The following is a 25,929-nucleotide window of genomic DNA, read 5'->3' on the forward strand; positions in this document are numbered from 1 at the left end:
GTTCAGCGGTAGTCCCAGCTCTTGGCGTACTTGGCGAGCTTCGGCGACAGGCCGGCGTTGTCGAAGGTGCGGGCGGTCTGGATCCGGCCGGACTTGATGTTGTCACTGCGGTCGCCCAGATTGGGGACGAACCGCTCCTGCTGGTGCCTGCCGTACTCGAGCATGCCCGGCTCCCAGTCCACGCCCAGGTACGCGCAGATCTCGCGGGTGACCCGCTCGGGCTCGGCGGTCAGGTCCTCGTACCGCACCGACAGGCCGTCGAGGGTGCGGCGGGCCTCTTCCAGCGGCTTGAAGTACTTCAGCGCGGTCGCCTCCAGCGACTCCTGGGTGGCGGTGTTGCTCTTGCGGTTCGCCAGCGAGGAGACCACGCCCATGGGGTGGCGCAGCATGAAGAGGAACTTGGCGTTCGGCCAGACGTACTTCAGCCGCTCCCAGATGAAGACGTTGCCGGGGGTCTTGTCGACCACGATGTCCTTGCCGCTGCGCCGCAGCTCCAGATGGAGGATGCGGTCCCACATCACGTGCTCCAGCTCCACCTGGTCGAGCCCGAGCTCCTGCATGGACGTCTCGGAGAAGCCGGGGGTCAGCTGCACCTCGATGGTGCGCAGGTGCAGCTCGTGCGGTGCGTGGATGCGGGAATGGCTGTTGAGCAGCATGCGCAGCAGCGTCGAGCCGGAACGCACCGGCGCGATCACGAAGACGGGGCTGTCCACCAGTCGCGGAACGCTGGGGAAGGAGTAGTCGACCACCTGCGTACGCTTGGGAGGTCGCCGGACCGCCACGGAGGAGCTGCTCCCCTCCGCCGCCTTCATCTCCCGCGGTGGACGTAGCGCCTCGCGCAGTAGTCGTGCCCGTCGTTTAAAGCCCTTGGTTACGACTCCCATGCGCGACTTTCTTAACCTTTCACCCCCGTAGTCCCCGTCTCACAGATGCGAGTGGCAGGAGCCACACCGGAATACTGTCACATGTTTGGATAAACGTGGCATAAAGGAGAGATTGCTGATCCGTCAGTTCCGAAGATGTGGCGCCGGTGGCGCCGCTGACGCGCCTCCCGCAGATCAGCGGGCCACGGCCAGGCGGTAGCCCTCGTCGGTGGCGAGGAGGTTGCGGTGCGTGTCCTCCGCGGTGATGACGCCGTCGTCCAGGACGAGAACCCGGTCGGCGGCGTCCAAGAGGGCCGGGCTGCTGGTGATCACCACGGTGGTGCGGCCCCGGCGCATCTCCGCGAGGTTGCGCGCGATGAGCTGCTCGGTCACCGCGTCGACCGCCGTGGTCGGGTCGTGCAGGACGAGGACGTCGGCGCCGGCGGCGAGGGCGCGCGCCAGGGACAGCCGCTGGCGCTGCCCGCCGGAGAGGTTCGCGCCGCGGTCGCGGACGCCGTGGTCGAGTCCTTCGCGGTGGAGGGCCACCACGTCGGTCAGCATGGACGCCTCGACGGCCTCGGCGACCAGCCGGCTCGTGCCCGACGGGTCGATGTTCGTGCGCAGGGTGCCCGCGAAGATCTCCCCCTCGTACGGGTTCACCAGCAGGTGCTCGCGGACCGCCTCGATCGGCAGGTCCGCGATCTCGCGCCCGCCGATCCGCACCACCCCCTCGTACGCGCCGGGCGGGACGTTCACGGCCAGGATCGACGCCAGGTCGGCCGCCGCGCGCGGCTGGTAGGCGGCGACCGCCACGAACTCGCCCGCGGAGACCTGGAACTTCAGCTCGCGCAGCGCCCCGTACCGGACGCCGTCGACCTCGAGGTCCCCGCTCGCCGGCGGGCGCTCCCGCCCCGGGGTCATCACCGGCGGCGCGGCCAGCACCAGGGTCATCCGCTCCGCCGAGGCGCGCGCGACCATCACGTACTTGGGCAGCTCCGAGAAGAGCTTGAGCGGTTCCATGATGAACTGCGCCAGCCCCACCGCCATGACGAGCTGGCCGATGGTGATCTGGCCGTGGAAGGCGAACCAGCCCGCCGTCAGGGTCACGGCGGTGGCGAGCGCCGCGTTGAGCGCCAGCGTGGTGCCCGCGTACGCGCCGTTCACCCTGGCGACGGCGATCGCCTGGCTCTTCGCCTCCGTGCTGAGCCTCCGGTAGGACAGGAACGCGGCGTGGTTGCCGCCGAAGCCGTGCAGCGGCCGCAGGCCGATGATCAGGTCGGCGACCTTCGCGCCCGCTCGCGCCACGCGGGCCTGCTGCTCGCGGGTGCCGGTGCCGATCCGCTTCGACAGCACGCTCAGGATCGACAGGATCGCGGCGGTGCCCGCGATCACCAGCAGGCCGAGCCGGAGGTCGGCCATGCCCAGCGTGACCGCCGTGATCAGCACCGCGACCAGCGAGCTGATCAGCAGCGGCACCACCTCGATGATGTCGGCGGTCTGGTCGGCGTCCTCAGTGGCGACGGTCAGGATCTCGCCGGACTGGAGATCGACGTCCCTGGCCACCGGCTGGAGCCCGCAGGCCGCGACCAGCACCCGCCAGCGGTGCGCCTCCGTCGTGTTGGCCTTCTGCAGGATGCGCATCCCGAACCGCCACGACAGCGAGACGGTCGTGATGATCAGGGCCAGCGCGGCGATCGACAGGGCGAGCGAGCCGAGGCTCCGGTCCCGCATCGTGTGCTCCACGATGAGGCCGAGCGCGATGGGGAAGGCGGTCTCTCCCGCCTGGTACATGCCCATGAGGACGGTGCCCCGGGCCATCGCGCCGAGGTTGCGCCGCAGCGCGGTCCGGAGGATGCCCGAGCCCGTGTGGAGCCCCGGTGCCTCCGGCGCGGGCTCGCGGACCGGTCTCGTCAACCGCACGTCAGCCACCCTCCCGCCAGGCCCGCCAGAACCGCGCGTACCGGCCGCCCAGCGCCACCAGCTCCTCGTGGGTTCCCAGCTCCACGACGCGTCCCGCGTCCAGCACGGCGATCCGGTCCGCGGCCATCGCCTGCGTCAGCCGGTGCGCCACCAGCAGCGTGGTACGGCCTCGGTACGTGGCCCGCACGGCCCGCTCCAGCTCGGCGGCGCCCTGGCTGCCCGCCTCCGCGGTCGACTCGTCGAGCACCACCACCGGCGACCGGCCCAGCACCAGCCGGGCCAGGGCGATCTGGGCGACCTTGGTGACGTCCAGGCGCTCACCGCCCTCGCCCACCGTGGTGTCCAGCCCGCCGGGCAGCGCCGCCACCCACCGGTCCGCGCCGACCGTGCGCAGCGCGTCCATCAGCTCGGCGTCGGTCGCGTCCGGCGCGGCCAGCCGCAGGTCGCCGGAGAGCGGGCCGGAGAACACGTGCGTCTCCTGCGTCAGGATGCTCACCAGGGCCCGCGCCCCGGCCTCGTCCAGCTCCGCGAGGTCCGTGGACCCGATGCGCACCGATCCGGCGTCCGGGGTGCCGATGCCCGCGACCAGCGCGGCCAGGGTGGTCTTGCCCGCACCCGTCGCGCCCACCAGCGCGAGCGAACCGCCGGCCGGGATCGCCAGGTCGACGTCCCGGAGGGCCGGCTCCTCGGCGCCGGGGTAGGTGAACGTCAACCCCTCGATCGTGACCGGGTACGGCGTGACGCCCCCGGCCACGGCACCGCCCACCGGCGCAGCTACGGCGCCACCCACCGGACGGCCGTCCACGGACGCGGTGGTGCTGCCGACCAGCCGGCCCTCCGCCGCCTCGCCCAGCGCCCCGACCAGCCGGGTCAGGCTCGCGCCCGACTTCTGCGCCTCGTCGAAGGTGAACATGATCGAGCCCAGCGGGTTGAAGAGCCGGTGGAACAGCAGCGGGGCCGCCGACACCTCGCCCAGCGTGGCGGCATCGGCCTCCAGCAGCGCGTACCCCACCACGATGATCAGGACCAGCCCGACGAACTCGGCGCGGTTCTCCCTGCCGACGAACCGCCCGAAGAGCCGGAACACCTCGATGCCGAGATCGCGCACCCGCCACGACTCGCCGGTGACCCTCTCGCGGAAGGCGGATTCGAGGCGGTACGCCCGGACCGTGTCGATCCCGTTCAGGCCACTGATCAGGGCCTGCGCCCGGTCGGCCTGCGCCACCCGCTGCCTCCGGTAGAGCGGGGCGGACCGGGGGAGATACCAGCGCAGGGCCAGCGCGTACGCGGGCAGCGCGCCGGCGCCCGCCAGCCCGAGCCGCCAGTCCAGGCCGAACATGCCGGCCGTGGCGATGGCGACCAGCACCCCCGCCGAGAGGATCGTGGGGACGGCCGTGCGGATGCCCTTGGACAGCACGGCCACGTCGTCACCGACCCTGGACAGCACGTCGCCCCGGCCGACCTGCTCGATGCGCGCGCTCGGCATCGCCAGCACCGCCCGGACGGCGCCCTCCCGCAGCCGGGCGAGCAGGTCCGTGCCGAGCCGCCCGATGAGGTACGTGGACGCCGCGGCGGCCGGCACGCCGAGCAGCGCGGCGCCCACCATCAGCGCGCCGACCGTGACCAGGATCGACTGCGATTCGCCGGCGACCACCCCGTCGACCACCCGGCCGAGCAGGAGCACCGGCAGCACCTCGAGCGCCGCCCCGGCCACCGTGGCGAGCACGGTGGCGCCCGTCAGCCATGGCACCGTCCGGCAGTGCGCGGCGACCCAGCGGACGGCCTCGCGCCCGGTCGCCGTGCGCAGGGCGGCGCGGGCGCCGGTGGCGCTCACCTGTGTCTCCTCTTCAGCGCGTTTCCCGGCCATCTCAGGACGGCACCACCATCGGCGTGCCGGCGACCGGGTCGGGAACCACGACGCAGGCGAGGCCGAAGACCTTCTCGACCAGCTCGGCGGTGATCACCGCGGCCGGGACCCCCTCGGCGACGACGGCCCCGTCCGCCATCGCGATGACGTGGTCGCTGAAGCGGCAGGCGAGGTTGAGGTCGTGCAGGACGGCCACGATGGTCTTGCCGGATTCGGCGTTCAGCTTGCGCAGCAGCCGCAGCAGCTCCACCTGGTGGTTGATGTCCAGGTAGGTCGTGGGCTCGTCGAGGAGCAGCAGGTCGGTGTCCTGGGCGAGCGCCATCGCCACCCAGACGCGCTGCCGCTGGCCGCCGGAGAGCTGCCGCAGCGGGCGGTCGACCAGGTCCGCGGTGCCGGTGGCGTCGAGGGCCCGGCTGACGGCGTCGTCGTCGCGGTCGGTCCAGCGGCGGAACCAGCCCTGGTGCGGGTAGCGGCCGCGGGCCACCAGGTCGGCGACCGTGATGCCGTCGGGGGCGGTCGGGGTCTGCGGCAGCAGCCCGAGCGCCCTGGCCACGTCGTGGGTGCTCATCCCGTTCAGTGCCTTGCCGTCGAGGTAGACGGCGCCGTGGCTGGGCTTGAGCAGCCGGGCCAGGCCGCGCAGCAGCGTGGACTTGCCGCACGCGTTGGCGCCGACGATCGCCGTGACCCGGCCGTCCGGGATCTCGACGTCGAGGTTGGTCACGATGGCCTGGTCGTCGTAGCCGAGGGTCACGCCCTCGGCGCGTAGCCGGGTCATCCGCCCGCTCCTTGCCGGTTGGTGGTGGCCAGCAGCCACAGCAGGTAGGGTGCGCCGACCGCGCCGGTCACCACGCCGGTGGGCAGCGGCGTCGGCAGCAGGTGGACGGCGATGAGGTCGGCGGTCAGCAGCAGCGCGGCCCCGGCCAGCGCCGCCGGGACGATCCCGCCGGTGGCGGGGCCGAGCAGCCGGTTGGCGATCGGCCCCGCGACGAGCGCGACGAAGACGATGGGTCCCGCCACGGCGACGGCCAGGGCCGTCAGCGCCACCGCCGTGGCGAGGAGGCCGGCCCGTCCGAGCTCGGTACGGATGCCGAGCGCCCGCGCGGTGTCGTCGCCGAGTTCGAGCGCCCGCAACTGCCGCTGCAGGAGGACCGCGGTGGGCAGGAGGAGCAGCACGGCGCCGAGGAGCAGCCGCAGCTCGCCGTCACCGGCCTGCCCGACGGAGCCGGTCAGCCAGTGCATCGCCTGCCGGGCGTCGGACAGCTGGGCCCGGGTCAGCATGTAGCCGGTCAGGCCGTCGAAGAAGAGCGTGGTGCCGATGCCGATGAGGATGAACCGGTAGCCGGCCACGCCGTCGCGCCAGGCGAGCACGTACATGAGCAGGGCGGCGACGGCGGCCCCGGCCAGGGCGAGCCCGCTCACGACCAGCCCGCCGGCCTGCAGGAGGACGATCCCGGTGATGGCGGCGAGCCCGGCGCCGGAGTTGATGCCGACGAAGTCGGGGGAGGCGAGCGGGTTGCGCAGCAGCTGCTGGAAGATCGTGCCGGCGGCGCCGAGGGCGAGGCCGACCGCCAGCGCGGACGCCGCGGTGGGCAACCGCAGCCCCCGGACGACGAAGTCGACGCTGGGATCGTCGCGCAGGTGGAGCACCGAGGCCACGACCTCGTCCGCGCCGAGCCGGAAGCTGCCCACCATCATGGTGAGGACGAACAGCGCGACGACGGCGACGGCCAGCGAGACCGTCACCACCAGCGAGCGGGCGGCCCGGCGGCGCCGGGTGGCGCGGAACGCGCCGGCCGAGGGAGCGGTCGAGGTGGCTGCCATGGTCACGCCTCCGACAGCCGGCCGTAGCGGACGATGCCGACGAACGCCGGCGCCCCGAGCACCCCGAGGACCACGCCGACCTGCAGCTCGTCCGGCGCGGCCACCACCCGGCCGAGCACGTCGGCCAGCAGCAGCACGATGGGGGCCAGCAGCATGGAGTACGGCAGGATCCACCGGTAGTCGGGCCCGCAGATGAACCGGGCGAGATGCGGCACGACCAGCCCGACGAAGACGATCGGCCCGCAGGCGGCGGTGGCGGCGCCCGCGAGCACCGCGACCACGGCGAACGCGGCCGTCCTGGTCCGGGTGACCCGCTGGCCGAGGCCCCGGGCCATGTCGTCGCCGAGCGCGAGACCGTTGAGCGCGCGCCCGAAGCCCAGCGAGGCGATCAGGGCGATGACGAGGAACGGCGCGACCCCGGCCAGGATCGGGGCGTACCGTCCTGCCAGCGACCCCACCTGCCAGAACCGCAGCTCGTTGAGCGCGTCCACGTCGGTCATCACGATCCCGCTGGTCACCGAGACCAGTCCCGCGGTGACGGCCGCGCCGGCCAGGGCCAGCTTGACCGGGGTGGCCCCCTCCCGGCCGAGGGAGGCGATCGCGTACACCAGCACGAGGGCCGCGATCGCCCCGGCGAAGGCGAACCAGACGTAGACCTCCGCGCCGCGCACGCCGAGCACCGTGATGGCGATGACCACGAAGACGGCCGCGCCGGAGTTGACTCCCATGATCCCCGCGTCCGCCAGGGGGTTGCGGGTGACGCCCTGCAGGATGGCGCCGGCCACGCCGAGCGCGGCGCCCACCAGGACGCCGAGCAGCGTCCTGGGCACGCGCAGCTCCAGCGTCACCGTGCTGGTGATCGACCCGTCCTGGTCGAGGCCGCCCAGGGCGCGCAGCACCTCCGGCAGGCCGATCGAGCGGGAGCCCAGGGTGACGCTGAGGAAGGCGACCAGGGCCAGCAACACGCAGAGCGCGGCGAGCCCCGGCCCGAGGGCCGATGCTCTGCGCGCGACGGGCGCCGAACTGCTCATGAGCGGTGATCAGTCCCCGATGGCCGGGTCCGCGGCCTTGACCGCCGCCGTCAGCTTGTCCAGCTCGGTGGCGAAGTCGCCGTACGTGTGCAGCCAGTACGCCGGCCACGCCACGACCGCCCCCGCCTTGGCCGCCCTGACCTTGAACCAGGTCGGCTGCTTCCGGCCCCACTCGGCGTTGGAGGTGGGCTTGAAGCTGCGGCCGTCCCACAGGACCAGGTCGGGCTGGTACTTGTCGGCGCTCTCCCAGCTCAGGTTCTCCCAGTACGGGAAGCCGGGGTCGGGGGTGTCCGGATTGATGACCCTCATGCCCCAGCGCTGGAAGTCCAGCAGCTCCGGGGCGTACTCGGGGTTGGCCACGTACAGCTTGTCGTCGGCGGGCGACATCGCCGCCACCGTGAGATCCGGCTTGGCCTTCGTCGCCTCCTTGAACGCGGCGACCGCCTGCTCGAAGCGCTCCCTGTTGGCGGCGATCCCCGGCGAGTCGACCTCGGCGCCCAGGCTCCTGGCCAGGTCCTCGTACCCCTTGGCCAGGTCGACGATCGACTTGCCCTGGGAGACGCCCACCACCGGGGCGAGCTCGGCGAGCTTCTTGCTCTTCTCGTCGACCCCTTCCTCCAGGCCGCTGTGCGCCTTCTCCGCCGGCCACCAGTCGCCGACGATCAGGTCAGGCCGCAGGGCAGCCGCCTTCTCGACGTCGATCTTGCCCCACTCCTGGCCCAGGATCTCGATACCGGTCAGGTCGAGATCCTTCAGGTTCGCGTCGGTCTTGACCGACTCGTCGGCGTAGATGCCGACCGGCTTGATGCCGAAGGACATCAGCGCGGCCGCCTCGCCCGCGTGCGCGATGATCCGTGTCGGGGTCCTGTCCGCCGTGATGACCTTGCCGGACCCGTCGGTGAACGACCAGGGGCCGGCGGAGGGCGCGGTGGAGGCTGTGGTGGTCGTACCGGAGGTGCCGGAGCCGCAGGCCGCGAGCACGACGCTCAGGGCGGCGAGCACAAGGGCCGGACGCCATGCGCGCATGGTGGTGGTCCCGTTCTCGTGGTGGGTGGGAGACCCCCGGAAGGATCAAAGGTTAGGTAAGGCTAACCATAGTTCTGGCGTTTTGACCAGCCACCCGTGATCAGGATCACCCTCCGGTCCGTGAGATGACGCGCATGTGTCACATATCGCCCGGCCATCCGGTCGATGGCTGTGACAATGCAACCGAGCCGGGTGCGGGGTGACGATGAAGGTCGGCTCACTGGCCAGGGCGCTCGACGATCGCGTCGGCGGCGCCGGTTTCCTGAACAGGGCGATGCGCAAGGCGTTCGCCACCCACTGGTCGTTCCTGCTGGGGGAGATCGCCCTGTACGCCTTCGTGGTCGTCCTGATCACGGGCGTCTTCCTGACGTTCTTCTTCAAGCCGAGCATGGAGGAGGTCGTCTACAACGGCGCCTACGTGCCGCTGAAGGGCGTCACGATGAGCGAGGCGTACGCGTCCTCCCTGGAGATCACCTTCGAGGTGCGCGGCGGCCTGCTGATCCGGCAGATGCACCACTGGGGCACGCTGATCTTCCTCGGCGGGATGGTGGCGCACCTGCTGCGCAACTTCTTCACCGGCGCCTTCCGCAAGCCGCGCGAGCTGAACTGGCTGATCGGCGTGGCCCTGTTCGGGCTGGTCATGCTCAACGGGCTGTTCGGCTACTCGCTCCCCGACGACCTGCTGTCCGGCGCCGGGCTGCGCATCCTGCACGGGGTGACGGTGTCGATCCCGCTGGTGGGCACGTACCTGGCGGTGTTCCTGTTCGGCGGGGAGTTCCCCGGCGGCGACATCGTCCCCCGTCTCTACAGCCTGCACGTGCTGCTCGTTCCGGGCCTGCTGCTGGTGCTGGTGCCGCTGCACGCGGTGGTGCTGACGTGGCGGCAGACGCACACGCAGTTCAGGAAGCACGGGCTGAAGGAGCGCATGATCAGCGGCGACCCGTTCTTCCCCGTGTTCCTGGGCAAGACGACGGCGTGGCTGCTGTGGGTGGCCGGGACGATCGCGCTGCTGGCCACGGTGTTCCAGATCAACCCGGTCTGGCTGTACGGGCCGTACCTGCCCAGCCGGGTCAGCGCGGGCTCCCAGCCCGACTGGTACATGGGGTTCCTGGAGGGCGCGCTGCGGCTCATGCCGCCGTGGGAGTTCACCGCGTTCGGCTACACCGTGACGCTCAGCGTGCTGATCCCCGCGCTGGCGGCTCCCGGGCTGCTGTTCCTCGGGCTGGCGGTGTATCCGTTCGTGGAGCGGTGGATCACCGGTGACCGGGCCGTGCACCACCTGCTCGACCGGCCCCGCGACGTGCCGACGCGGACGGGGATCGGGATCGCGGGCATCGTGTACTACGGGGTGCTGTGGACGTCCGGTGGCAACGACGTGATCGCCACCAACTTCCACATCTCCCTGAACGCGACGACGTGGATCTTCCGGGTGGCGATCGTGGTGGGGCCGGTGCTGGCGTACGTGGTCACCCGGTGGATCTGCCTGGGGCTGCAGGCGCGCGATCGGCGGCTGGTCGAGCGCGGCGTGGAGACCGGCAGGATCGTCCGCGGCCCCGAGGGCGGCTTCACCGAGATCGAGCGGCCGGCGACCGAGGAGGAGAAGTCGAGCGTCACGCCGCCCGCCCCGCACCCCCGGCCCGCGTTGCCGCAGGTGAGCAACGGAGACGTCCCGCCGCCGGCCAAGCACCGGATCAGGGAGGCGCTCCACCGCGCCTGGGACATGCGCTGACCGGCGGGCCCGGCGGTGGCGCGACGATCCGCCCAGAAGCTGACGCCCGTCGGGAGCCCGCACGTCACAGCGGCGCCGTCCACCATTCCGACGCGATGGAGAGCCCGGCCGAGCGGAGCGCCGCGCGTTTCACCTCGTCGGCGTGGCCGCACACCACCACGACCTGGACCGCGCCCCGCTGACGTGCCTCGTCCGTGACCGCGCGAAGGAGATCGACGCCGACCGTGGCCCAGTCGCCGTCGTCCGCGACCGCGTAGTCGTCGAGCGTGCACGTCGGCCCGCCGGGGTCGTACACCGGGGGCGAGGGCACGAGCGAGCCGATGGCGAACCCGGCGAACCGGCCCTCTCGCTCGGCCACCCGGCAGATGGCCTTGGGGTTGTCCACGAGAGTGGCGAGGAAGGAGGCGTGGCGGGCCTGCGCGTCGGCCGCGGCCCGCCAGAAGACGGGCTGGTGCTGTTCGTAGGTCGCACGGCGACGGGCCATCAGCGCGGCGATCGCCGCCACGTCTTCGGATGTGGCATTCCGGATAGCAACCATGATCTCATGCTAAACGAGGCGAAATCTCCCGCACCGCTGGGCCTGGCGTCCGGCGTGATCCCCCGGGAGACGAAGGGCTGGAGCAGGCGGCACCTGGCCGTGCGGAGCCGTCCGGGCCGATGAGAAAGATCGGGTCCGGTGGTAATCGAGGGGCGGCCGGCGGGACTACTGGACGTGGACGATCCCCAAGAGCGATTCACCATGCTGTACGACCGGTACTACCGGAACGTGCTGGGCTACGTGCTGCTGCGCGTCGAGCTGGGCGTGGCCGAGGACGTGTGCAGCGAGACATTCCTCGTGGCCTGGCGGCGGCTCGACGAGCTGCCCGAGCAGGTGCTGCCGTGGCTGCTGGGTGTTGCCCGCAACAAGCTCGCCAAGCAGCGTGAGGTGCGGTATCGGCGCGAGAGCCTGGTCGAGCGGATCGCCGTCCTGACCAGCGAGCAGGAGCACGTCGCCTGGGATGTCGCCGAGCACGTGGTGGACCGGGAGCAGGCCATCTCCGCCCTGCGCGCCCTTCCTGAGAAGGACGTGGAGGCGATGATCCTGGCCACGTGGTACGGCCTGACGCCCGACCAGGCCGCGACGGTCATGGGCTGCTCGGCGCGAGCGTTCAACGTCCGGCTGCACCGGGCGCGCAAGCGGCTCAGCGGCAGGCTGCGCCACGAGGCGGGAGCCGCGCGGCAACCGGCGCGGCCGACCCGCAGCCGGTTCGCCGAGGAGAGCTGACGTCCGCAGGATCCACCCGTAGGGGGAAGACATGACCGATCGACTGTTCGCTCGGCTCAGGCCCGATGAGCTGGACGAACTCGCTGACGCGAGCTACCGGCGACGCCGCCGCGAGGACCTCGCCCGAACATTTCGCAGTCCCCGGCACCCGACACCCCGTTGGAGAGCTTTCATGGCTCGCCGTCCCGTATTCCTCCTGGCCACCGGCGCGGTCGCCGCCGTCGCCGCCGGAGCGGTCGTCGTCTCCGCAGGCATGCTGTCCGGCGCGCCCGCCGGAAAGACCCCGCCGGTCGCGGCGGGCTCTTCGAGTGCTCCGCAAACTACGGCCGGCGGCACCGGGGAGTCGCCGGCCACGCGGATCGACGCCCGATCCTTCCTGCTCGCCGCCGCGGACACCGCGCTGCGCGAGACCACCACGTCCGGCGACTACTGGTACGTCCGCCGGCGGACGACCCACCCCACCTTCGCCTGGCCCGAGAAGTTCTGGACCGGGGTGCGGAAACTCCAGAAGCAGGAGCAGGCGGAGATAGACAGGACCGGCGCGGAGGACGACGAGCTGGTGGCGATCAACGAGAAGTACAACGAGAAGCTGAAGCAGCTGCGGGAGAGCATCTACCCGGACGGGCCACCGTACAAGGCGTACATCGTCGAGTCCGAGGAGCGGTGGCGGCCGAAGCGGACGGGCGGCACCCACCGTGTGAAGCGCGAGGACCGCAAGGTCGTCTTCCCCTCGCCGCAGGACGAGGCAAGGTGGAAGGAGCTGGGCTCGCCGAAGCTGGTGGAGGACGAGCCCAAGAGCGTCGACGACAACCTTCCGCGGCCGCTGTCGATCCCCAACATGAACATCACCATGCGGAACGTCGGCGCATTGCCCACGTCGAAGAAGGCGCTGGCCGACCGCCTGCGCGCCCAGTTCGCGAAGCTGCCGGACCAGGACAAGGAGTTCGACCTCTATCTGTGGCAGACCACCGTCGACCTGATGACCGCCCCGACCACTCCCGGCACCAGGGCGGCCGTCTTCCGGATCCTCGCCGACCAGCCCGGCATCGTCTCCGACGGCGAGGTGGAGGACGCCACCGGGCGCAGGGGCGTCAGCCTGGTGGTCAAGAGCGACGACGGGTACGCGTTCCAGCTGATCGTCAACCGGGACACGGCCGAACTGCTGGAGTACTCGGTGGCGGAGAAGGGCGAGGACACGGCGCGTGTGACCTTCGAGGAGTTCGGCTGGACCGACAAGCTGGGCCGGCGCCCGTCACGTTAGCCGGCTCCGCCGGGGCGTTACGAAACGGCGCGCGTCCTCGCGGCGCTTGTCCCCCGTGCGAGCGACCGCCGAATGTCCACTGTGCGGTGACGCCTCCCGGGGCCTCGATTCCCTAGCGTTTCTGCATGCCGGAAAGCGGTTCGACCGCTTCCCCGCCGGACCACCGCGTGAATCACGCTCGGCGTCGATTCCCCAACTGGAGGACACCATGCTCCGCAAGATGAAGGCATCCGTCCTGGCCGCACTGTGCTGCACCGTCGTCGGTACGGGAATCGCCGCCGCCCAGCCCGCCTCGGCGGCGGACTGGGACCCCTTCGCCTCCAGCAACGCTTCGAAATGGGACCCCTTCGCCTCCGCCACGCGGCACGCTCCCGCCCACCCGATCTTCGGCACCAAGAAGATCAAGGTCGCGGGCCGGTCGGTGAACGTGTCCTGCTCAGGTCGCCCGGCCAAGGGCAGGCCGGTCGTCATCCTGCTGCACGGAGGCGGCGATTCACTGGAGAAGACGGCCGCCCTGCAGAAGACGCTGAGCAGGAAGAACCGGGTCTGCTCCTACGACCGGCTGGGCGCCGGCGCGAGCGACAAGCCCGAAGGCCCGCAGAGCTTCTCCAGCACCGGGAAGATCCTGTCCGGGGTGCTCGACCGTGTCGCGGGTGATGGTCCGGTGGTGCTGGCGGGGCATTCGCTGGGTGGGCTGATCGCGGCCAGGTACGCCCCCGACCACCGGGACAGGGTCAAGGGTCTGGTGCTGATGGATGCCACGCCGCCCACGATGTCCGGTGACATCTCCAAGACGATCCCCGAGTCGGCCAAGGGTCCGGCGGCGGACGTGCGCGCGCAGAACCTGGCGATCTTCCAGGGGCAGAATCCGGAGCAGCTCGTCATCAACGACGGGAAGGTGCGTTCCGCGGGGGACATCCCGGTGGAGGTGATCCGGCACGGGCAGCCGTACCTGGCGGCCATCCCGACGTACGGGCCGGAGCTGGAGAAGGCGTGGGCCGCCGGGCAGCGCAAGTGGCTGGCGCTGTCCAGCCGCAGCAGGCTGACCACCGCCGCGAAGAGCGGCCACTACATCTACGTCGACCAGCCCGAGATCGCCGTCCAGGCCATCGAGCGCGTCACCTCCCAGGCCGCCCGCCACGCGCACGGTGCATGACCGTCCGATCCGCCGAACCGGTGGCGTCGCCGGCTGGATTCCGCCGCTGCTGAATGCGTCCGTGCCCCCACTCTGCGGGTGGCATGAACCTGACTTTTTCGTCAGTGATGCGGGCGTGATGATGACATCGTGCGCGATATGGGCAAGCAGGGGAAATTATGGCTCCTCAGCACCATCGCCTTCCTGGTGGCGTTCGTAGTCCTGGGCAGCTCAGCGGGCTGGTGGCCGATTCTGGCCGATAAGTCCAACGTCGCCTGGGCGGAATCCGTGGGCTGGCTGGCCGGCATCGTGAGCGCCATCGTCAGCATCGTCGGCCTTTACATCAGCATCTACACCCTGGTGATCGACAGGAGGGAGCGGGCGCGCGGGACGTCCGCCGAGCGGGAACAGCAGCCGCCGCAGACCGACCAGCCCCCCGCGACCGGTGCCCCGCCCCTGGAGACAGCCGCCCGGATCACCGGCATCGTCGATCGGGAGGACGAGCTTCCCCTGCTCCGGACGCGGCTGACCAAGGGCCCATGGGGCATCGTCATCGTCACGGGAGCCCTGGGGGTCGGCAAGACGAGGCTCGTGAACCAGGTGCTGGACGAGCTCGGGAACGCGCCGGGCGGGCCGCGGATCTTCCGTCACGAGGCCGTCCCCGGCCTGGGCATCGATGTCCATGTGCTGGTCGCCGACATCGAGACGCTGCTGGACGACGAAGCGGTGAGATGGCCGGACGTCATCGACGGCGCGCCTGCCGAACGCCTGCGAGCGAGTCTGGACGAGCTGCCCGACACCCCGGCGGTGATCGTCATCGACCGCGCGGAGCACCTGCTGGATCCCGCCACCCACGAGCTCAACGACCCCGAACTCGGCGAGGTGTTCGAGGTGCTGGCGACCGAACAGCACCACATCGCCGTGGTGCTCGTGACGCGGGACATGCCGAAGTCCGCCGCGCGCGGCACCTGGGCGCAGGGACAGCCCGCGATCAGGGTCGGCGAGCTCACGCGTACGTTCTTCCGCGCCTTCGTCAAGAGCCTGACCACCCAGCCAGGCGTGGTCAGGAAACTCGTCCGGCATCACGCACTGTTCCGCGGCAACCTCCGCCTCGTTGAGCTGGCCTGCGTCCTGGCGCGGTCACCGCAGTTCGGCCTCCACAAGCTGTCCGACGGCTTGGAGCGTCTGAAGGGGCCACAGGAACTGCCCAGATTTCTCGTCGAGAACCTGACGGCGGGGCTGGACACCTGGGAGCGCTCGGCTCTCGCAGCACTCGACGCCTACGGCACGGCCGTCGACGCGGCCGCGGTGCGCGAGCTCCTTCCCGAGCCGGAGCCAGGGAAGAAGCCACGGCTCGACGAGGTGCGGGACATCCTGGCAGGGCTGGCGGACAAGCGCGTGGCCGACGAAACGCGCGACGGGCAGTACCGCATCGCCCTGTCCGAGGAGGAGCGCGCCTGGGCCGGCCTGCCGGGCGAGGACGGGCCCGTCGACGAGCAGACGAAGGACCTGCTGATCCGCGCCGCCAAAGAGCTGGCCCGCCGGCGGGTGACGCCACCGCGTACCGCCGGGGATCTGAGCCTCCACTTCGCCGGGCTGCGCGCGTTGACCCGCGCCGGGCGACCGCAGCTCGCCTACAACCGGATCGAGGACATCGACGGCGAGCTCCGCAAGCGGCACTGCGCGTTCCTGCTGCGCGAACCGCGCGAGAAGCTGAGGGGCAAGCTGGAGAAACACGACCCCGAACGCGAGATGGACAACGACAACGCGCTCGGCGAGATCTACGCCTCCAGCGGCGACTTCGCCAGGGCCGGCGCCGCGTACGGCAGGGCCCTCCATCTCGCGAACACCCGGCGCGACGTGCCGCGCCGCACGCTGATCCGCGCCAACTTCGCGGCGGCGTACTGGTGGAACAGGGACGCGCGGCATGCGTACGACTACTACGGGCTGGCCCGGGACGACCACGGCGAGCTGGCCGGGACCGACCGGCAGGCGTATCTCAGGCTGCTGCCGCTCCGGATGGGCACGCTGGAGGGGCTCGCGGACTGCCACCGGCACTGGGGCGAATACGACGAGGCCCTCCAGTGCGCCCGCGACGCCCTCGCCGTGCCCGCGTCGGACGATTACCCCGGCACTCCCGAGGCTCGCGAGTTCGCCCTGTCGAGGAGCGTCGTCATCGGGATGAAAACGGCCGGCTGGTACGCCGAGCTGGGTGATCGGGAGGCCGCCGAGCAAGCCGTCCAGGCCACGAAGGAGAGGCTGAACGGGCACGACGAGGACTGGTTGCGGAGCCGCTACGAGAACGGGCTCGCCTCCGTGCAGCTCGACCGGGACGTCGAGGAGGCCATGAGGTCGGCGCAGAAGGCGGTGGAGCTCGCGCGGAAATACACCGACCCGGTCATCCTGCTGCAGGCGCGCACCACCCTCTGCCAGGCCTACCTGGCGAAGGGCGACCTCGAGAACGCCGCGCGGCAGATCGAGAGCGCGGCCCGGTACCGTCACGTCGGCCGTCCGCTTCTCACGCCGGCGCTGCAGGCGCTGGTCTCGATGGCCGGCGCGGGGCGGGGCGGCGACGACGGCGGCAAGGCGGTCGCGCTGTTCCACTGGCTGTTCCACGAGACGACGAAACGGATACGGCGCGACGAACACGACGTCACCGCATGGGACTTCAAAGGGTTCGCCATCTGCGGCCTCCGCCTGAACGGCCAGGGCAGCCTCGACGAGGCCGTCACCGCGTTCCAGACGGCGCGCGCCACCACGCGAAGGCCCACGACGACGCGGAGGGCCACCCCGGGGCTGGTCGACCGCCTGCTGTTCCTGCTCGACCGGCTGGGCGCCTGCGCTCAGACGCCGGAACGGCTGCTGCCGGTCGTCGATGCCCTCTCCACCGCCAGGGCACGCGCCCATGAAGCGTGAGCCGCGCCCGCCGATGTAGCCCGCCCAGGCCTCACGGCCTCCGACGTCACGCCCGCCCGAGCCCCCGTCCCTCACGGCCTCCCGGAGTCCGTCCCTCACGATCTGCGGGGGTCCGTCCCTCACGATCTCCCGGAGTCCGTGCCGACCCCGAACCACCCCTGTTCCTGCGCCCGGACGATCGCCTGGATGCGGGTGGAGACGCCCATCTCCTGGTAGAGGCCCTGCAGGAGCCGGAACATCGCGCGCTCTGAATAGCCGGTACGCCGGGCCAGCTGCGCCACGGTCGCGCCCTCCGCGAGTTGCCGCAGCCATGACACCTGCCGCGGATCCGGCGGCTTCGCGTTCGCGCCGAGCGCGTGCGCCCCGGCGGCGAGCGCCGTGGCCACGACCGCCGGCAGCACCGCCTGCCCGTCGAAGGTCGCCTCCACCGTGCGCCTGAGCATGCCCGCCGCCACCCCCCGCGGCAGCACCGACTGGGCACCCGATCGCACCGCCCGCGCGCCCAGCACGACCGGATCCTCCTCGATCAGCGCGACCACGGCGTGCGTCGCGGCCATGTCGCGCAACCGCCCGAGCAGTTCCCAGTCCTGCTCGCGCTCCAAGGTCAGCAGCACCACGCCCCGCGGGACCTGCCGCGCCCACGCCAGCACCTCAGCCGGAGTCTCCACGCGATGACCTGCCGCGGACAGAACGGAAGCAACCCCCTCCCGGTACATGGGCAGGGGGTCCACAACCGCGACATGGAGGGTCACCGGTGGCAGGAATTCCCTTCTCGCCAGCGACCGCGCCCGCCGGCGGACGGCGGACGCGGGACAGCCGCGCACAAATGGGCTTCAGCCTGAATATCAGGCCTGTCAATGGCCCAGGATCAGCAGGCCGATCCGGCAGGTTCCCGCGGCCCGTCGTCAGGTTCGCGCCGGTAACCGTTCGTGGACCTGCGCCCCGGCCGTTCCTAGCGTCGGCGCCAGGCGAGGCTAGGAGGCCTTCATGAACGACGCCGGTGCGCCACCGTTCCATGTCATCCTGACCCACAGCCCGACCGCTCACCGTACGGTGCGCGTGACCTACACCAAGGGCCGGCTCCCGGCGCTTCCCAGGGGCGCTCTGCCGTCGATCCGGGAGATCGCGGAGGACCACCCGGACTGGGGCCCCGAACGCATCGCCAAAGAGCTCGGGGAGCTCGAGCGCGGAATGGTCCTCGCCATCGGCGCCAAGGTGCTGGTGCACATGATCGCGCTGGTGACCGGCCGGCCAGCCCGCGATGACTGATCCATCATCCTGACCGATCGGCTGAATCGTCGTAACGCGCAGGCACAATGGCGACCATGGACCTCCGGCCAGAGCTGCTGTTTCCGCCCGTCCCTCATGAACGCGTCGAACGGCTCGGTGCGGAGATCGACCGGATCGCGCGTCTTATAGAGGACGGCAGGGTGCCGGAAGCGCGCCTGTCTCTGGCCGCGTTCAACGAGCGGACCGGCCACGGCTACGAACTGTCGGATTTCGCCGCGTACTGGGAGTCGGAAAGTCTGCAAGACATCGCCAGGAACGCAGCCCGCCCGTACCCGCCGAGGGTGCCGGACATCACGCGGGAGGAACTGGCCGAGATCGTCCGCCGGATCATGGAAGCCGACCAGGAGACCGATTACTACCTGAAGCTGCTCGACGTGAACGTGCCGCATCCGCGGGTGAGCGACCTGATCTTCTGGCCACCGGAAGAGCTGCGTGACGCCACACCCGAGCAGATCGTCGACATCGCGCTCAGTTACCGACCGATATCTCCGTCCGAATCCCCCGATCGCCTGCGGGCCGGCATGGTCGCGAGGTTGAAGGAACAGGGCTGGATCCGCTCTCCCGAGGTCGCGGCGGCGTTCGCGAAGGCGCCACGGGAGAGGTTCGCCCCCGAAGCGCCGTCCCTGGCCGCCGCCTACTCCGCGGCGCTCATCGCCGAGCTCGTCGGCCCGGAAGGGCTGGTGGTGACCGTGGACATCGATCCGTTCGTCACCGAGCGAGCCACGCGCTTCCTGGCCGATACCGGTTACCCCCAGGTGAAGGTCGTCCTCGGAGACGCCGAGCACGTCGGCGACGAGGACGGTCCCTACGACGCCATCCTGGTGACGGCCGGGGCCTGGGACTGCCCGTGGGGGCGCCTGCTCGCCCCCGGCGGCCGGCTGGTCGTGCCGTTGCGGTTCTGCGGGATCACCCGGTCGATCACGTTCGTCCGGTACGGTGACCGGCTCGCGGGCCTGGATCCGGAGGTGTGCGGGTTCGTGCCGATGCAGGGCACCGGAGCGCACGAGGAGCAGGTGGCCGCCCTGGCCGGCGGGGCGGTGACGCTGACGCTGGACGGCGGCCCCGCCCTCGACACCGCGGCACTCGACCGGGCACTGACCGGCGACCCGGCCGAACTGTGGACCGGCGTCGTCGTCCGGCCCGACGAGCCCTTCGACACGGCCGCCCTGTGGCTCGCCACCCACGAGGACACCTTCGGGGTGATCTGGCAGAGCCCTGACCACGATCTCGTCAGACCCGTGCTGCGGTGGTTCTGCCCCGCCCTCATCACCCCTGACAGCTTCGCCTACCTCACCTACCGAGAGGACGAGACCGGTGAGCGCCGCATCGAGTTCGGCGTCCACGGTCATGGCCCTCTGGGTCCCGAACTAGCCCGGCGGCTCGCCGCTCACCTCCGGACATGGGACCGCGACTGGCGGCACCACCCGGGCCCGCGCTTCACCCTCCACCCGGCGGACGCGATGCCGCCCGCGCCCGCCACGGGTCGGATCTTCCCCAAGCGGCACACCCACCTGGTGATCGACTGGGCCTGATGTCTCGGGGATCCGTAGCAGACGTACAACATATTCTAGGACGCCCGTCTAAAGCATGCCGCTCATCATGATGGGTGGCAGCCTTACGGCGATCGTCCCCACCACCCTCGCCGGAGAGCGATGACCTTGAAGCGCCGTTCATCCTGAACGTCTCCGCCGCTTCAGAGGGCATCGCCCCAATCACAGCAGCCGCTCGGATGCTCCCGGCCACGTCACCCATGCGGTCCAGCTGGTAATCAGGGGATTGACATTGATGACATAAAGCTGAACGATCGCCTACGTTGGCGACGGACATATGCCTCACATCAGCTGCCAGACACCCGCCTGCCATTCACGGACCTCGCCGGGCTCCGAGCCAACCCCTGCCCGTCCATCAACCGTGGAGGAAACGCAACATGCTTGCCCGCTCCATGACCGCGCGGACCCTGCTGGTGGCGACCGTGGGGGCGCTCGTCCTCGCCGTCTCCGGCGCCGCCGCGGCGGCGCCCGCCCAGAATCCGCCACCGCCGAAGCCCGGCACGCCGACCGTGCTGCCCACGGTCCGGGAGGCCGCCGACGGGTTGCCCGGGTACACCGTCTACCGCCCGGCCGATCTCAAGGCACTGCGGAAGGGCAGCCTGCCCGTGATCGTGCACGGCAACGGCGCCTGCGCGACGAGCAACCTCGAAGGGATCACGTTCCTCACCGGACTGGCCTCCCAGGGGTACATCGTCGTGGCCAACGGCGGGGTGGACGAGTTCCCCGTCCCGAGCACCCCGGACAAGACGACGGCGCACCCCGAGGCGCTCCTCCTGGCCGCCCACTGGGCCACCGAGTCGAGGCAGGCCCGCAAGCAGTTCGACGGGCGGGTGGACACGACGCGGGTCGGCGTGCTCGGCCACAGCTGCGGCGGCATCGAGGCCCTCGCCGCCGGGACCGACCCCATGATCGACGCGGTCGCCGGATTCAACACCGGATACTTCGCGGAGCCGAGCTTCGGCGGCTACGGGCGCGACCGTCTCGCCGACCTGCACACTCCGACGCTCCTGGTCAACGGCGGTCCGGACGACGTCGCGTACCAGAACAGCATCGAGAACTACGCCCTGCTCGACGTCCCCGCCGTCCTGGCCGGTGACGCGGCGGCCGGGCACGTCGGCCTGATCGCGGGTCTCGAGGCGACCGAGGGCTGGCAGGTGGCCGCCGACTGGTTCGACTACGTATTGCGCGGGGACCGTACCGCCGGGGCGCGCTTCATCGGCCCCGACTGCGGGCTGTGCACCGCGGACGGCTGGACGGTCGAGTCGAAGGGACTGCCGCTGTGACCCGCCGCGGAGCGACCGCGTGCCTCGCCGTCGCGCTGGCCGTCGCGTCCGCGACCGCCCTCGGGAGCGGAACCGCCGCCGCCTCCGTCGGCCCCTCCTCCGGCGGCACACCGTGTCTGCCGGACTCTCCCGCCCACCCCAGCTGCGTCAGCGGCACCCTCGCTGACGGCACGCCGTACGAGTTCGTCGTCCCGGCCCGCTGGAACGGCACCGTGGTGGTCGCCCTCGACTTCGCCGGTACGGGCCGGAACGAGCCCCTGACCGCGCGGTTGCTGGCCGACGGCGTGGCCCGCGGCGGGACGAGCCGGGCGATCACCGGCTGGGACATCCGGTCCGCCATCGACAACCAGGCCGAAGCGCTTGCCCGCTTCGAGCAGGCCTACGGCCGGGCCCGCAAGGCGATCGCCTCGGGTACCTCGATGGGGGGCTTCGTCGCCGCCGGCGTCGCCCAGGTCCACCCCCACGCCTTCGACGCGGCCGTCCCGATGTGCGGCGGGCTGGGCGGGTCCGTCGCCCAGTGGAACCAGAAGCTCGACACGGTCTTCGTGCTCGAACGCCTGGTCGCACCGGGGCTGCCGGTCATCGACATCCCGGAGGACGTCGAGTCGGCCCGTAAGGCGTGGATCGACGCCCTCGCCGCGGCGCAGCAGACCCCCGAGGGCCGGGCCAGGATCGCCCTGGCCGCCGCGATCGGCCAGCTGCCGGCCTGGGGCCGGAACCCCGACGGGTCCACGCCGCCGCCTCCGGACAGCCGGGACGCCGACGCGCTGGAGCAGGGCGCCTACCTCGCCCTCTCCGGTGGGCCGCTGCCCTACATCGGGCAGGCCATGAGCAGCCGCCGCCAGATCATGGCGGTCGTCGGCGGAAACCCGTCCTGGAACACCGGCGTGGACTACGCGAAGCAGCTTCGCCTGGCCGATCCCGCCCTCCGGCGTGCCGTCGGCGACCTGTACAGGGCGGCGGGTCTGGAACTCGCGGACGACCTGCGCAACCTGTCCGCCGCACCGCGCATCGCGGCGGACCCGGGCGCCGTCGAACGGTTCGCCCGCGGCATCGTCCTGGACGGCGAACTGCGGATACCCGTGCTGACCCTGTCCGGCACCGGTGACCAGATCTCCACGGTCGCCCAGCAGCAGTCGTACGGGGAGAAGGTGCGCCGGGCGGGAGCGAACTCCCTGCTGCGCCAGACGTACACCGAGACCGTCGGCCACTGCGACTTCTCACCGGCGGAGCAGCAGGCGGCGCTGGCGACGATGCTCGAACGGCTGCGGACCGGCCACTGGCCCGCGACGTCCGCCCCGGCGATGAACGCCCGCGCGGCGGCGCTGGCAGCCGACCCCGCCCCCCGCTATGTCCCCTTCACCCCACCTCGCTTCAACCGGCCCTACCCCGGCTGACCCGCACGGACCGCTGCCGTGACCGCGCCCCCGGCAGCCGACAGGACGGCGTGGTATCGGACCGCGTCCCGCCTCCGGCATGGTCAGCCGGAGCGGGCGACGCGGTCCAGCAGGACCATGAGCTGCCGCAGTTCGTCGCGGTTCAGCGCCGCCAGCGGGGTCTTCTCCAGCGCCGTCTGGACCAGTTCGTCGCGAACCTCACGGCCCTTGTCGGTCAGGACCAGGACGCGAGAGCGGCGGTCGGCGGGGTCCACGGCGCGTTCCACAAGCCCCCGGTCGGTGAGCTGATTGGTGATGAAGGTCAGGTTGGGGGCGTTGCAGTACAGGCGCTCGGCCATCACCTTCATCGAGGGCGGCGGCTCGGCCGGGTCGATGGCCCACAGCGCCTGGAACGTCGCCGGTGTCAGGGCGTGCTTGGCCAGCGCCTGCCCGATCAGGTCGTTGGTCCGCATCCAGATGTCGTGGGTCGCGGCGACCACCGCGGTGAGCTCGGGCGTGGTCATGCCCCCATCCTACCGATGTTTCGAGCCTCGAAGGATCGTGCTACTGTCAATGCTTCGAGACTTGAAGCAATGGAGGATGTGTTGTGACCGACGACTATCGCGGCGTCACCGCGCTCGTCACGGGCGCGTCCAAGGGGCTGGGGCGGGCGTACGCGCTGGAGCTGGCGCGCCGGGGAGCACGGGTGATCCTGCTGGCCCGTACGGACGGGACCCTGCGGGAGCTGGCCGCACTCGTTCGGGAACGGCACGGCGGGCCGGACGCCGAGGTCATCACCGGCGACCTCGCCGCTCCGGACGGCCCGGAACGGGTCCTGCGCGAACTGAGTGACCGCGGCCTGACCGTCGATTTGCTGCTCAACAACGCCGGCGCGGGCAGTGCGGGCCCGTTCCTCGGCCGCCCGCTCGAGCCGCAACTCCGCTCCGTCGGGCTCAACGTCGTCGGCCTGATCGCGCTGACCCACGCGATCGGTGCCGAACTGGTCGCCCGCGGCTCCGGCGGCATCATCAACGTCTCGTCCACCGCGGCCTTCCAGCCCATGCCGTACCAGGCCAGCTACGCCGCCACCAAGGCCTTCGTACTTTCCTTCACCGAGGCCCTGGCCGAGGAACTGCGCGGCACCGGCGTCCACGTCATGGCCGCCCACCCCGGCGCCATCGCGACCGGCTTCTTCGACGGCACCTCGGCCACGATCGACCCCCGATTCGCCGACGCGCCGGCCACGGTCGCGGCCCGTACGCTCGACGACTACGCCCGGCGACGCGCGGTGTCCTACCCGGGCCGCGCCGTGAACCGGGCCATGACCTGGCCCGCCCGCCTGCTGCCGCGCACCGCCGTCGCGCGGATCGCCGGCCGGTTCAACCGCCGGCTTCGCATGCACGAAGTCGTCGACCTCGCCTAGCACTCCGGTGACACGTTGCCGATCATGGTCGGGGTCCTCTGGCGGGGCACCCGAACCCCCACATATGCGATCGGTGTGTCCGAGGGAGACACACGCGATACGTGCGCCGGCGACAGCGGCGGGAGGCGCACCGCCTGCTCCAATCGGGCGATACCCCAGGACGGGGCGGGGCAGTCCGTCTGACTGCCCCGCCCCGGGCGCCGGTGAGACCGAGCGGACGGCGGAACTAGCCGCTACCCGGCGTAGGTCTCGAATTCGGCGACCTTCGGCGTACCCGTCGAGCTGGTGATCTTGAAGGTGATCTTCCTCAGGGAGGTCGGGGTGAAGGCGATGGTGCCCGCCCCGCTGCCGGACTTCAGGACGGCGCCGGTGTCGTGGTTGAGGAGCTGCCAGGCACCGATGGTGCCCGCTGAGCCGGACGCCTCACGGATGACGATCTGGGAGACCGTCGTGGCGGAGTCCCACTTGATCGAGATTTCGCCGGTCGTGCCGGTCGGCGACCAGTAGGTGCTCATGTCTCCGTCGCGGACGTTGCCGTAGCTCGTCCCGCTGGCCTTGCTGGAGCCGTCGGAGCCGGCCCCGATGCTGAGGTTCTGGCCGCTGGGCGGAGGGGTGGGAGTCGGCGTGGGGGTGGGAGTGGGGGTCGGCGTGGGGGTCGGCGTGGGGGTGGGGGTGGGGGTCGGGTCGGGGTTCTGCGGGGTGCAGTTGCCGTTCGACACCTGCAGGCCCTTGTTGGCGCCGGCCGTCTGGCGGACGATGTCCGGCACGCAACTGGCGCCGTCGAGGCTGTAGGAGTACGGGACACTGATGCTGGTGTTGGACTGCGGGTCAGGCCCGGCCGGGTTGTTGTCGCTGCCGGGCTCCGACCAGGTCACGTTGTCGAAGATGTTGCCGCTGACCTGCCAGTAGCCGGCCTCGTCGGTGTAGAAGGTGCCGAGGACGTCCTTGGAGTCCTCGAAGTAGTTGTTGTCGACCTTGGCGCGCCCGCCGGCCCGGGAGTTGATGCCGGACTTCACCAGGTTGACGTAGTGGTTGTTGTAGATGTGGGCGATGCCGCCGCGCAGGAGGGGCGTGCGGGAGTCGATGTTCTCGTACAGGTTGTGGTGGAAGGTGACGTAGCCGTTCGAGCGGTCGCTCTCGCTGGACCCGATGAGCCCGCCGCGGCCGGAGTTGCGGAGGGTGCTGTAGGACAGGGTGACGTACTGGACGTCGTCCTTCATGTCGAAGAGGCCGTCGAAGCCCTCCGACTCCCCGCCCGACGCCTCCAGGTTGACGTGATCGACCCACACGTTGCGGACGCCGCTCTCCATGCCGATGGCGTCACCGCCGTTGGACGTGGGCGAGCCCGACTTCTTGACGTTCCGGACGGTGACGTTCTGGATGATGATGTTGCTGGAGTCGCGGATGTGGATGCCTAACTGGTCGAAGACGGCTCCGTTGCCGACCCCGATGATCGTGACGTTGCTGATCTCCTTGAGCTCGATCTTGTCGTCGGCGGTGTTGCAGCTGTCGCCGGACACCTTGCTGGTGTTGCCGTGGTTGATGGTCCCCTCGACCTGGATGGTGATCGGGGTGCTGCTGCTGGCCCGGTTGCACAGGGCCGCATGGATCGCGGTCCCCGTGGTGGCCCTGACCGTCTGCCCGCCGGCGCCGCCGGTGGTCCCGCCGTTGGCGGTCGCGTAGCCGGTGGCGCCGCCGGCTGCCGCCGACGCCTGGAACATCGGCAAGGCCACACCGACCGTGGCCGCGGTGGCCGCCGCGGCCAGAGCCGCCACGAGTCGCGGTGCGACTGCTCGTCTCATCTCGTCCACCTTCGTCTCGAAAACCGGATGCGTTCTTCTCCGCGCGGCCGCTGCCGCTGTCGGGACCCACACCGTAGGAAAGCGCTTTCCGCCTGTCAATGAAGCGTGAAACTTTCATGTCGGCCCAGACAACACGGCAGGGGCGCGGTCGGATCCGCGTCGAGTGAAGGTCGGTTCCGCCAGGTGCCCGGCGAGATCGTACGCGTCCGCGCTGCTCAGGCCGGTCGAGCGCCCATGACAGGGCCGCGCACAGGTCGTCGGCCACCAGGCCGAACCAGCCCCGCCAGTCCTCCCCTTCTTGGAGTGTGGCGATGCTCCCAGGCCAGGAACGCTGGCGAGCCCATCTCCGAGACGATGTCGTCGATCACGTGG

At 71.1% G+C, this 25,929-nt stretch carries 21 protein-coding genes; 10 read left to right on the plus strand and 11 right to left on the minus strand.

Annotated features, from left to right (window positions below):
• Nucleotides 1-2 precede the first annotated feature (2 nt).
• The 7 genes from FH608_RS07335 to FH608_RS07365 all read right to left on the minus strand — a co-directional run bounded on the left by FH608_RS07335 (nt 3) and on the right by FH608_RS07365 (nt 8,528).
• Nucleotides 3-782, minus strand: coding sequence for a sulfotransferase family protein (locus FH608_RS07335; protein ID WP_226899102.1), 780 nt, complete (start codon nt 780-782; stop codon nt 3-5).
• Nucleotides 783-1,058: 276 nt separating this feature from the next.
• The gene (locus FH608_RS07340) at nt 1,059-2,783 is read right to left on the minus strand and encodes an ABC transporter ATP-binding protein (protein ID WP_226899104.1); all 1,725 of its coding nucleotides are present in this window, start codon (nt 2,781-2,783) and stop codon (nt 1,059-1,061) included.
• Nucleotide 2,784: 1 nt separating this feature from the next.
• Nucleotides 2,785-4,617, minus strand: a complete 1,833-nt coding sequence (locus FH608_RS07345) for an ABC transporter ATP-binding protein (RefSeq protein WP_226899106.1) — start codon at nt 4,615-4,617, stop codon at nt 2,785-2,787.
• Nucleotides 4,618-4,651: 34 nt separating this feature from the next.
• Nucleotides 4,652-5,425: an ABC transporter ATP-binding protein gene (locus FH608_RS07350; RefSeq protein WP_139629599.1), complete on the minus strand. Its 774-nt coding sequence runs from the start codon at nt 5,423-5,425 to the stop codon at nt 4,652-4,654.
• Nucleotides 5,422-6,471: a FecCD family ABC transporter permease gene (locus FH608_RS07355; RefSeq protein ID WP_139629600.1), complete on the minus strand. Its 1,050-nt coding sequence runs from the start codon at nt 6,469-6,471 to the stop codon at nt 5,422-5,424. Before FH608_RS07355 ends, FH608_RS07350 begins: the two co-directional genes overlap by 4 nt.
• A gap of 2 nt (nt 6,472-6,473) precedes the next feature.
• Nucleotides 6,474-7,502, minus strand: coding sequence for a FecCD family ABC transporter permease (locus FH608_RS07360; protein ID WP_139629601.1), 1,029 nt, complete (start codon nt 7,500-7,502; stop codon nt 6,474-6,476).
• 9 nt (nt 7,503-7,511) lie between these two features.
• Nucleotides 7,512-8,528, minus strand: a complete 1,017-nt coding sequence (locus FH608_RS07365) for an ABC transporter substrate-binding protein (RefSeq protein WP_153265530.1) — start codon at nt 8,526-8,528, stop codon at nt 7,512-7,514.
• A 205-nt stretch (nt 8,529-8,733) separates the two neighbouring features.
• Here FH608_RS07365 and qcrB point away from each other — a divergent pair, with 205 nt between their 5' ends.
• Nucleotides 8,734-10,257, plus strand: a complete 1,524-nt coding sequence (gene qcrB / locus FH608_RS07375) for a cytochrome bc1 complex cytochrome b subunit (protein WP_139629603.1) — start codon at nt 8,734-8,736, stop codon at nt 10,255-10,257.
• A 64-nt stretch (nt 10,258-10,321) separates the two neighbouring features.
• Here the strand turns inward: qcrB and FH608_RS07380 are convergent, their stop codons facing one another.
• Entirely contained in the window at nt 10,322-10,795 is a 474-nt protein-coding gene (locus FH608_RS07380; RefSeq protein WP_139629604.1) for a GNAT family N-acetyltransferase, read from the minus strand.
• Nucleotides 10,796-10,969: 174 nt separating this feature from the next.
• Between FH608_RS07380 and FH608_RS07385 the strand changes: the two genes are divergently transcribed.
• From FH608_RS07385 to FH608_RS07400, 4 genes are all read left to right on the plus strand, one after another.
• Entirely contained in the window at nt 10,970-11,521 is a 552-nt protein-coding gene (locus FH608_RS07385) for an RNA polymerase sigma factor (RefSeq protein ID WP_139629605.1), read from the plus strand.
• A 172-nt stretch (nt 11,522-11,693) separates the two neighbouring features.
• Nucleotides 11,694-12,782 carry a hypothetical protein gene (locus FH608_RS07390; protein WP_139629606.1) on the plus strand — a complete coding sequence of 363 codons (1,089 nt, stop codon included), beginning with the start codon at nt 11,694-11,696 and terminating at the stop codon, nt 12,780-12,782.
• A gap of 220 nt (nt 12,783-13,002) precedes the next feature.
• Nucleotides 13,003-13,938: an alpha/beta fold hydrolase gene (locus FH608_RS07395; RefSeq protein WP_226899107.1), complete on the plus strand. Its 936-nt coding sequence runs from the start codon at nt 13,003-13,005 to the stop codon at nt 13,936-13,938.
• A gap of 138 nt (nt 13,939-14,076) precedes the next feature.
• Nucleotides 14,077-16,833, plus strand: coding sequence for a tetratricopeptide repeat protein (locus FH608_RS07400; RefSeq protein ID WP_139629608.1), 2,757 nt, complete (start codon nt 14,077-14,079; stop codon nt 16,831-16,833).
• A 119-nt stretch (nt 16,834-16,952) separates the two neighbouring features.
• On the opposite strand, the gene FH608_RS07405 is transcribed toward FH608_RS07400, so the two are convergent.
• The gene (locus tag FH608_RS07405; protein WP_226899108.1) at nt 16,953-17,501 is read right to left on the minus strand and encodes a helix-turn-helix transcriptional regulator; all 549 of its coding nucleotides are present in this window, start codon (nt 17,499-17,501) and stop codon (nt 16,953-16,955) included.
• Nucleotides 17,502-17,820: 319 nt separating this feature from the next.
• On the opposite strand from FH608_RS07405, the gene FH608_RS07410 reads away from it, so the two are divergent.
• The 4 genes from FH608_RS07410 to FH608_RS07425 all read left to right on the plus strand — a co-directional run bounded on the left by FH608_RS07410 (nt 17,821) and on the right by FH608_RS07425 (nt 22,353).
• The gene (locus tag FH608_RS07410) at nt 17,821-18,102 is read left to right on the plus strand and encodes a hypothetical protein (RefSeq protein WP_139629609.1); all 282 of its coding nucleotides are present in this window, start codon (nt 17,821-17,823) and stop codon (nt 18,100-18,102) included.
• A 56-nt stretch (nt 18,103-18,158) separates the two neighbouring features.
• Nucleotides 18,159-19,655, plus strand: a complete 1,497-nt coding sequence (locus tag FH608_RS07415; protein ID WP_193318282.1) for a bacteriocin immunity protein — start codon at nt 18,159-18,161, stop codon at nt 19,653-19,655.
• Between the two features lie 410 nt (nt 19,656-20,065).
• Nucleotides 20,066-20,956: a poly(ethylene terephthalate) hydrolase family protein gene (locus tag FH608_RS07420; RefSeq protein WP_139629611.1), complete on the plus strand. Its 891-nt coding sequence runs from the start codon at nt 20,066-20,068 to the stop codon at nt 20,954-20,956.
• Entirely contained in the window at nt 20,953-22,353 is a 1,401-nt protein-coding gene (locus FH608_RS07425; RefSeq protein WP_226899109.1) for an alpha/beta hydrolase family protein, read from the plus strand. The genes FH608_RS07420 and FH608_RS07425 overlap by 4 nt, the downstream gene beginning before the upstream one ends.
• A gap of 83 nt (nt 22,354-22,436) precedes the next feature.
• Here FH608_RS07425 and FH608_RS07430 read toward each other — a convergent pair whose 3' ends face one another.
• Nucleotides 22,437-22,856 carry a MarR family winged helix-turn-helix transcriptional regulator gene (locus tag FH608_RS07430; protein WP_139629612.1) on the minus strand — a complete coding sequence of 140 codons (420 nt, stop codon included), beginning with the start codon at nt 22,854-22,856 and terminating at the stop codon, nt 22,437-22,439.
• An 83-nt stretch (nt 22,857-22,939) separates the two neighbouring features.
• Between FH608_RS07430 and FH608_RS07435 the strand changes: the two genes are divergently transcribed.
• Nucleotides 22,940-23,755 carry an SDR family NAD(P)-dependent oxidoreductase gene (locus tag FH608_RS07435; RefSeq protein WP_139629613.1) on the plus strand — a complete coding sequence of 272 codons (816 nt, stop codon included), beginning with the start codon at nt 22,940-22,942 and terminating at the stop codon, nt 23,753-23,755.
• A 233-nt stretch (nt 23,756-23,988) separates the two neighbouring features.
• Here the strand turns inward: FH608_RS07435 and FH608_RS07440 are convergent, their stop codons facing one another.
• Nucleotides 23,989-25,557 carry a pectate lyase family protein gene (locus tag FH608_RS07440; protein WP_139629614.1) on the minus strand — a complete coding sequence of 523 codons (1,569 nt, stop codon included), beginning with the start codon at nt 25,555-25,557 and terminating at the stop codon, nt 23,989-23,991.
• Between the last annotated feature and the right edge of the window lie 372 nt (nt 25,558-25,929).

The sequence above is a fragment of the Nonomuraea phyllanthi genome (genome assembly GCF_006334985.2).
In the GTDB taxonomy this organism is placed as follows: domain Bacteria; phylum Actinomycetota; class Actinomycetes; order Streptosporangiales; family Streptosporangiaceae; genus Nonomuraea; species Nonomuraea phyllanthi.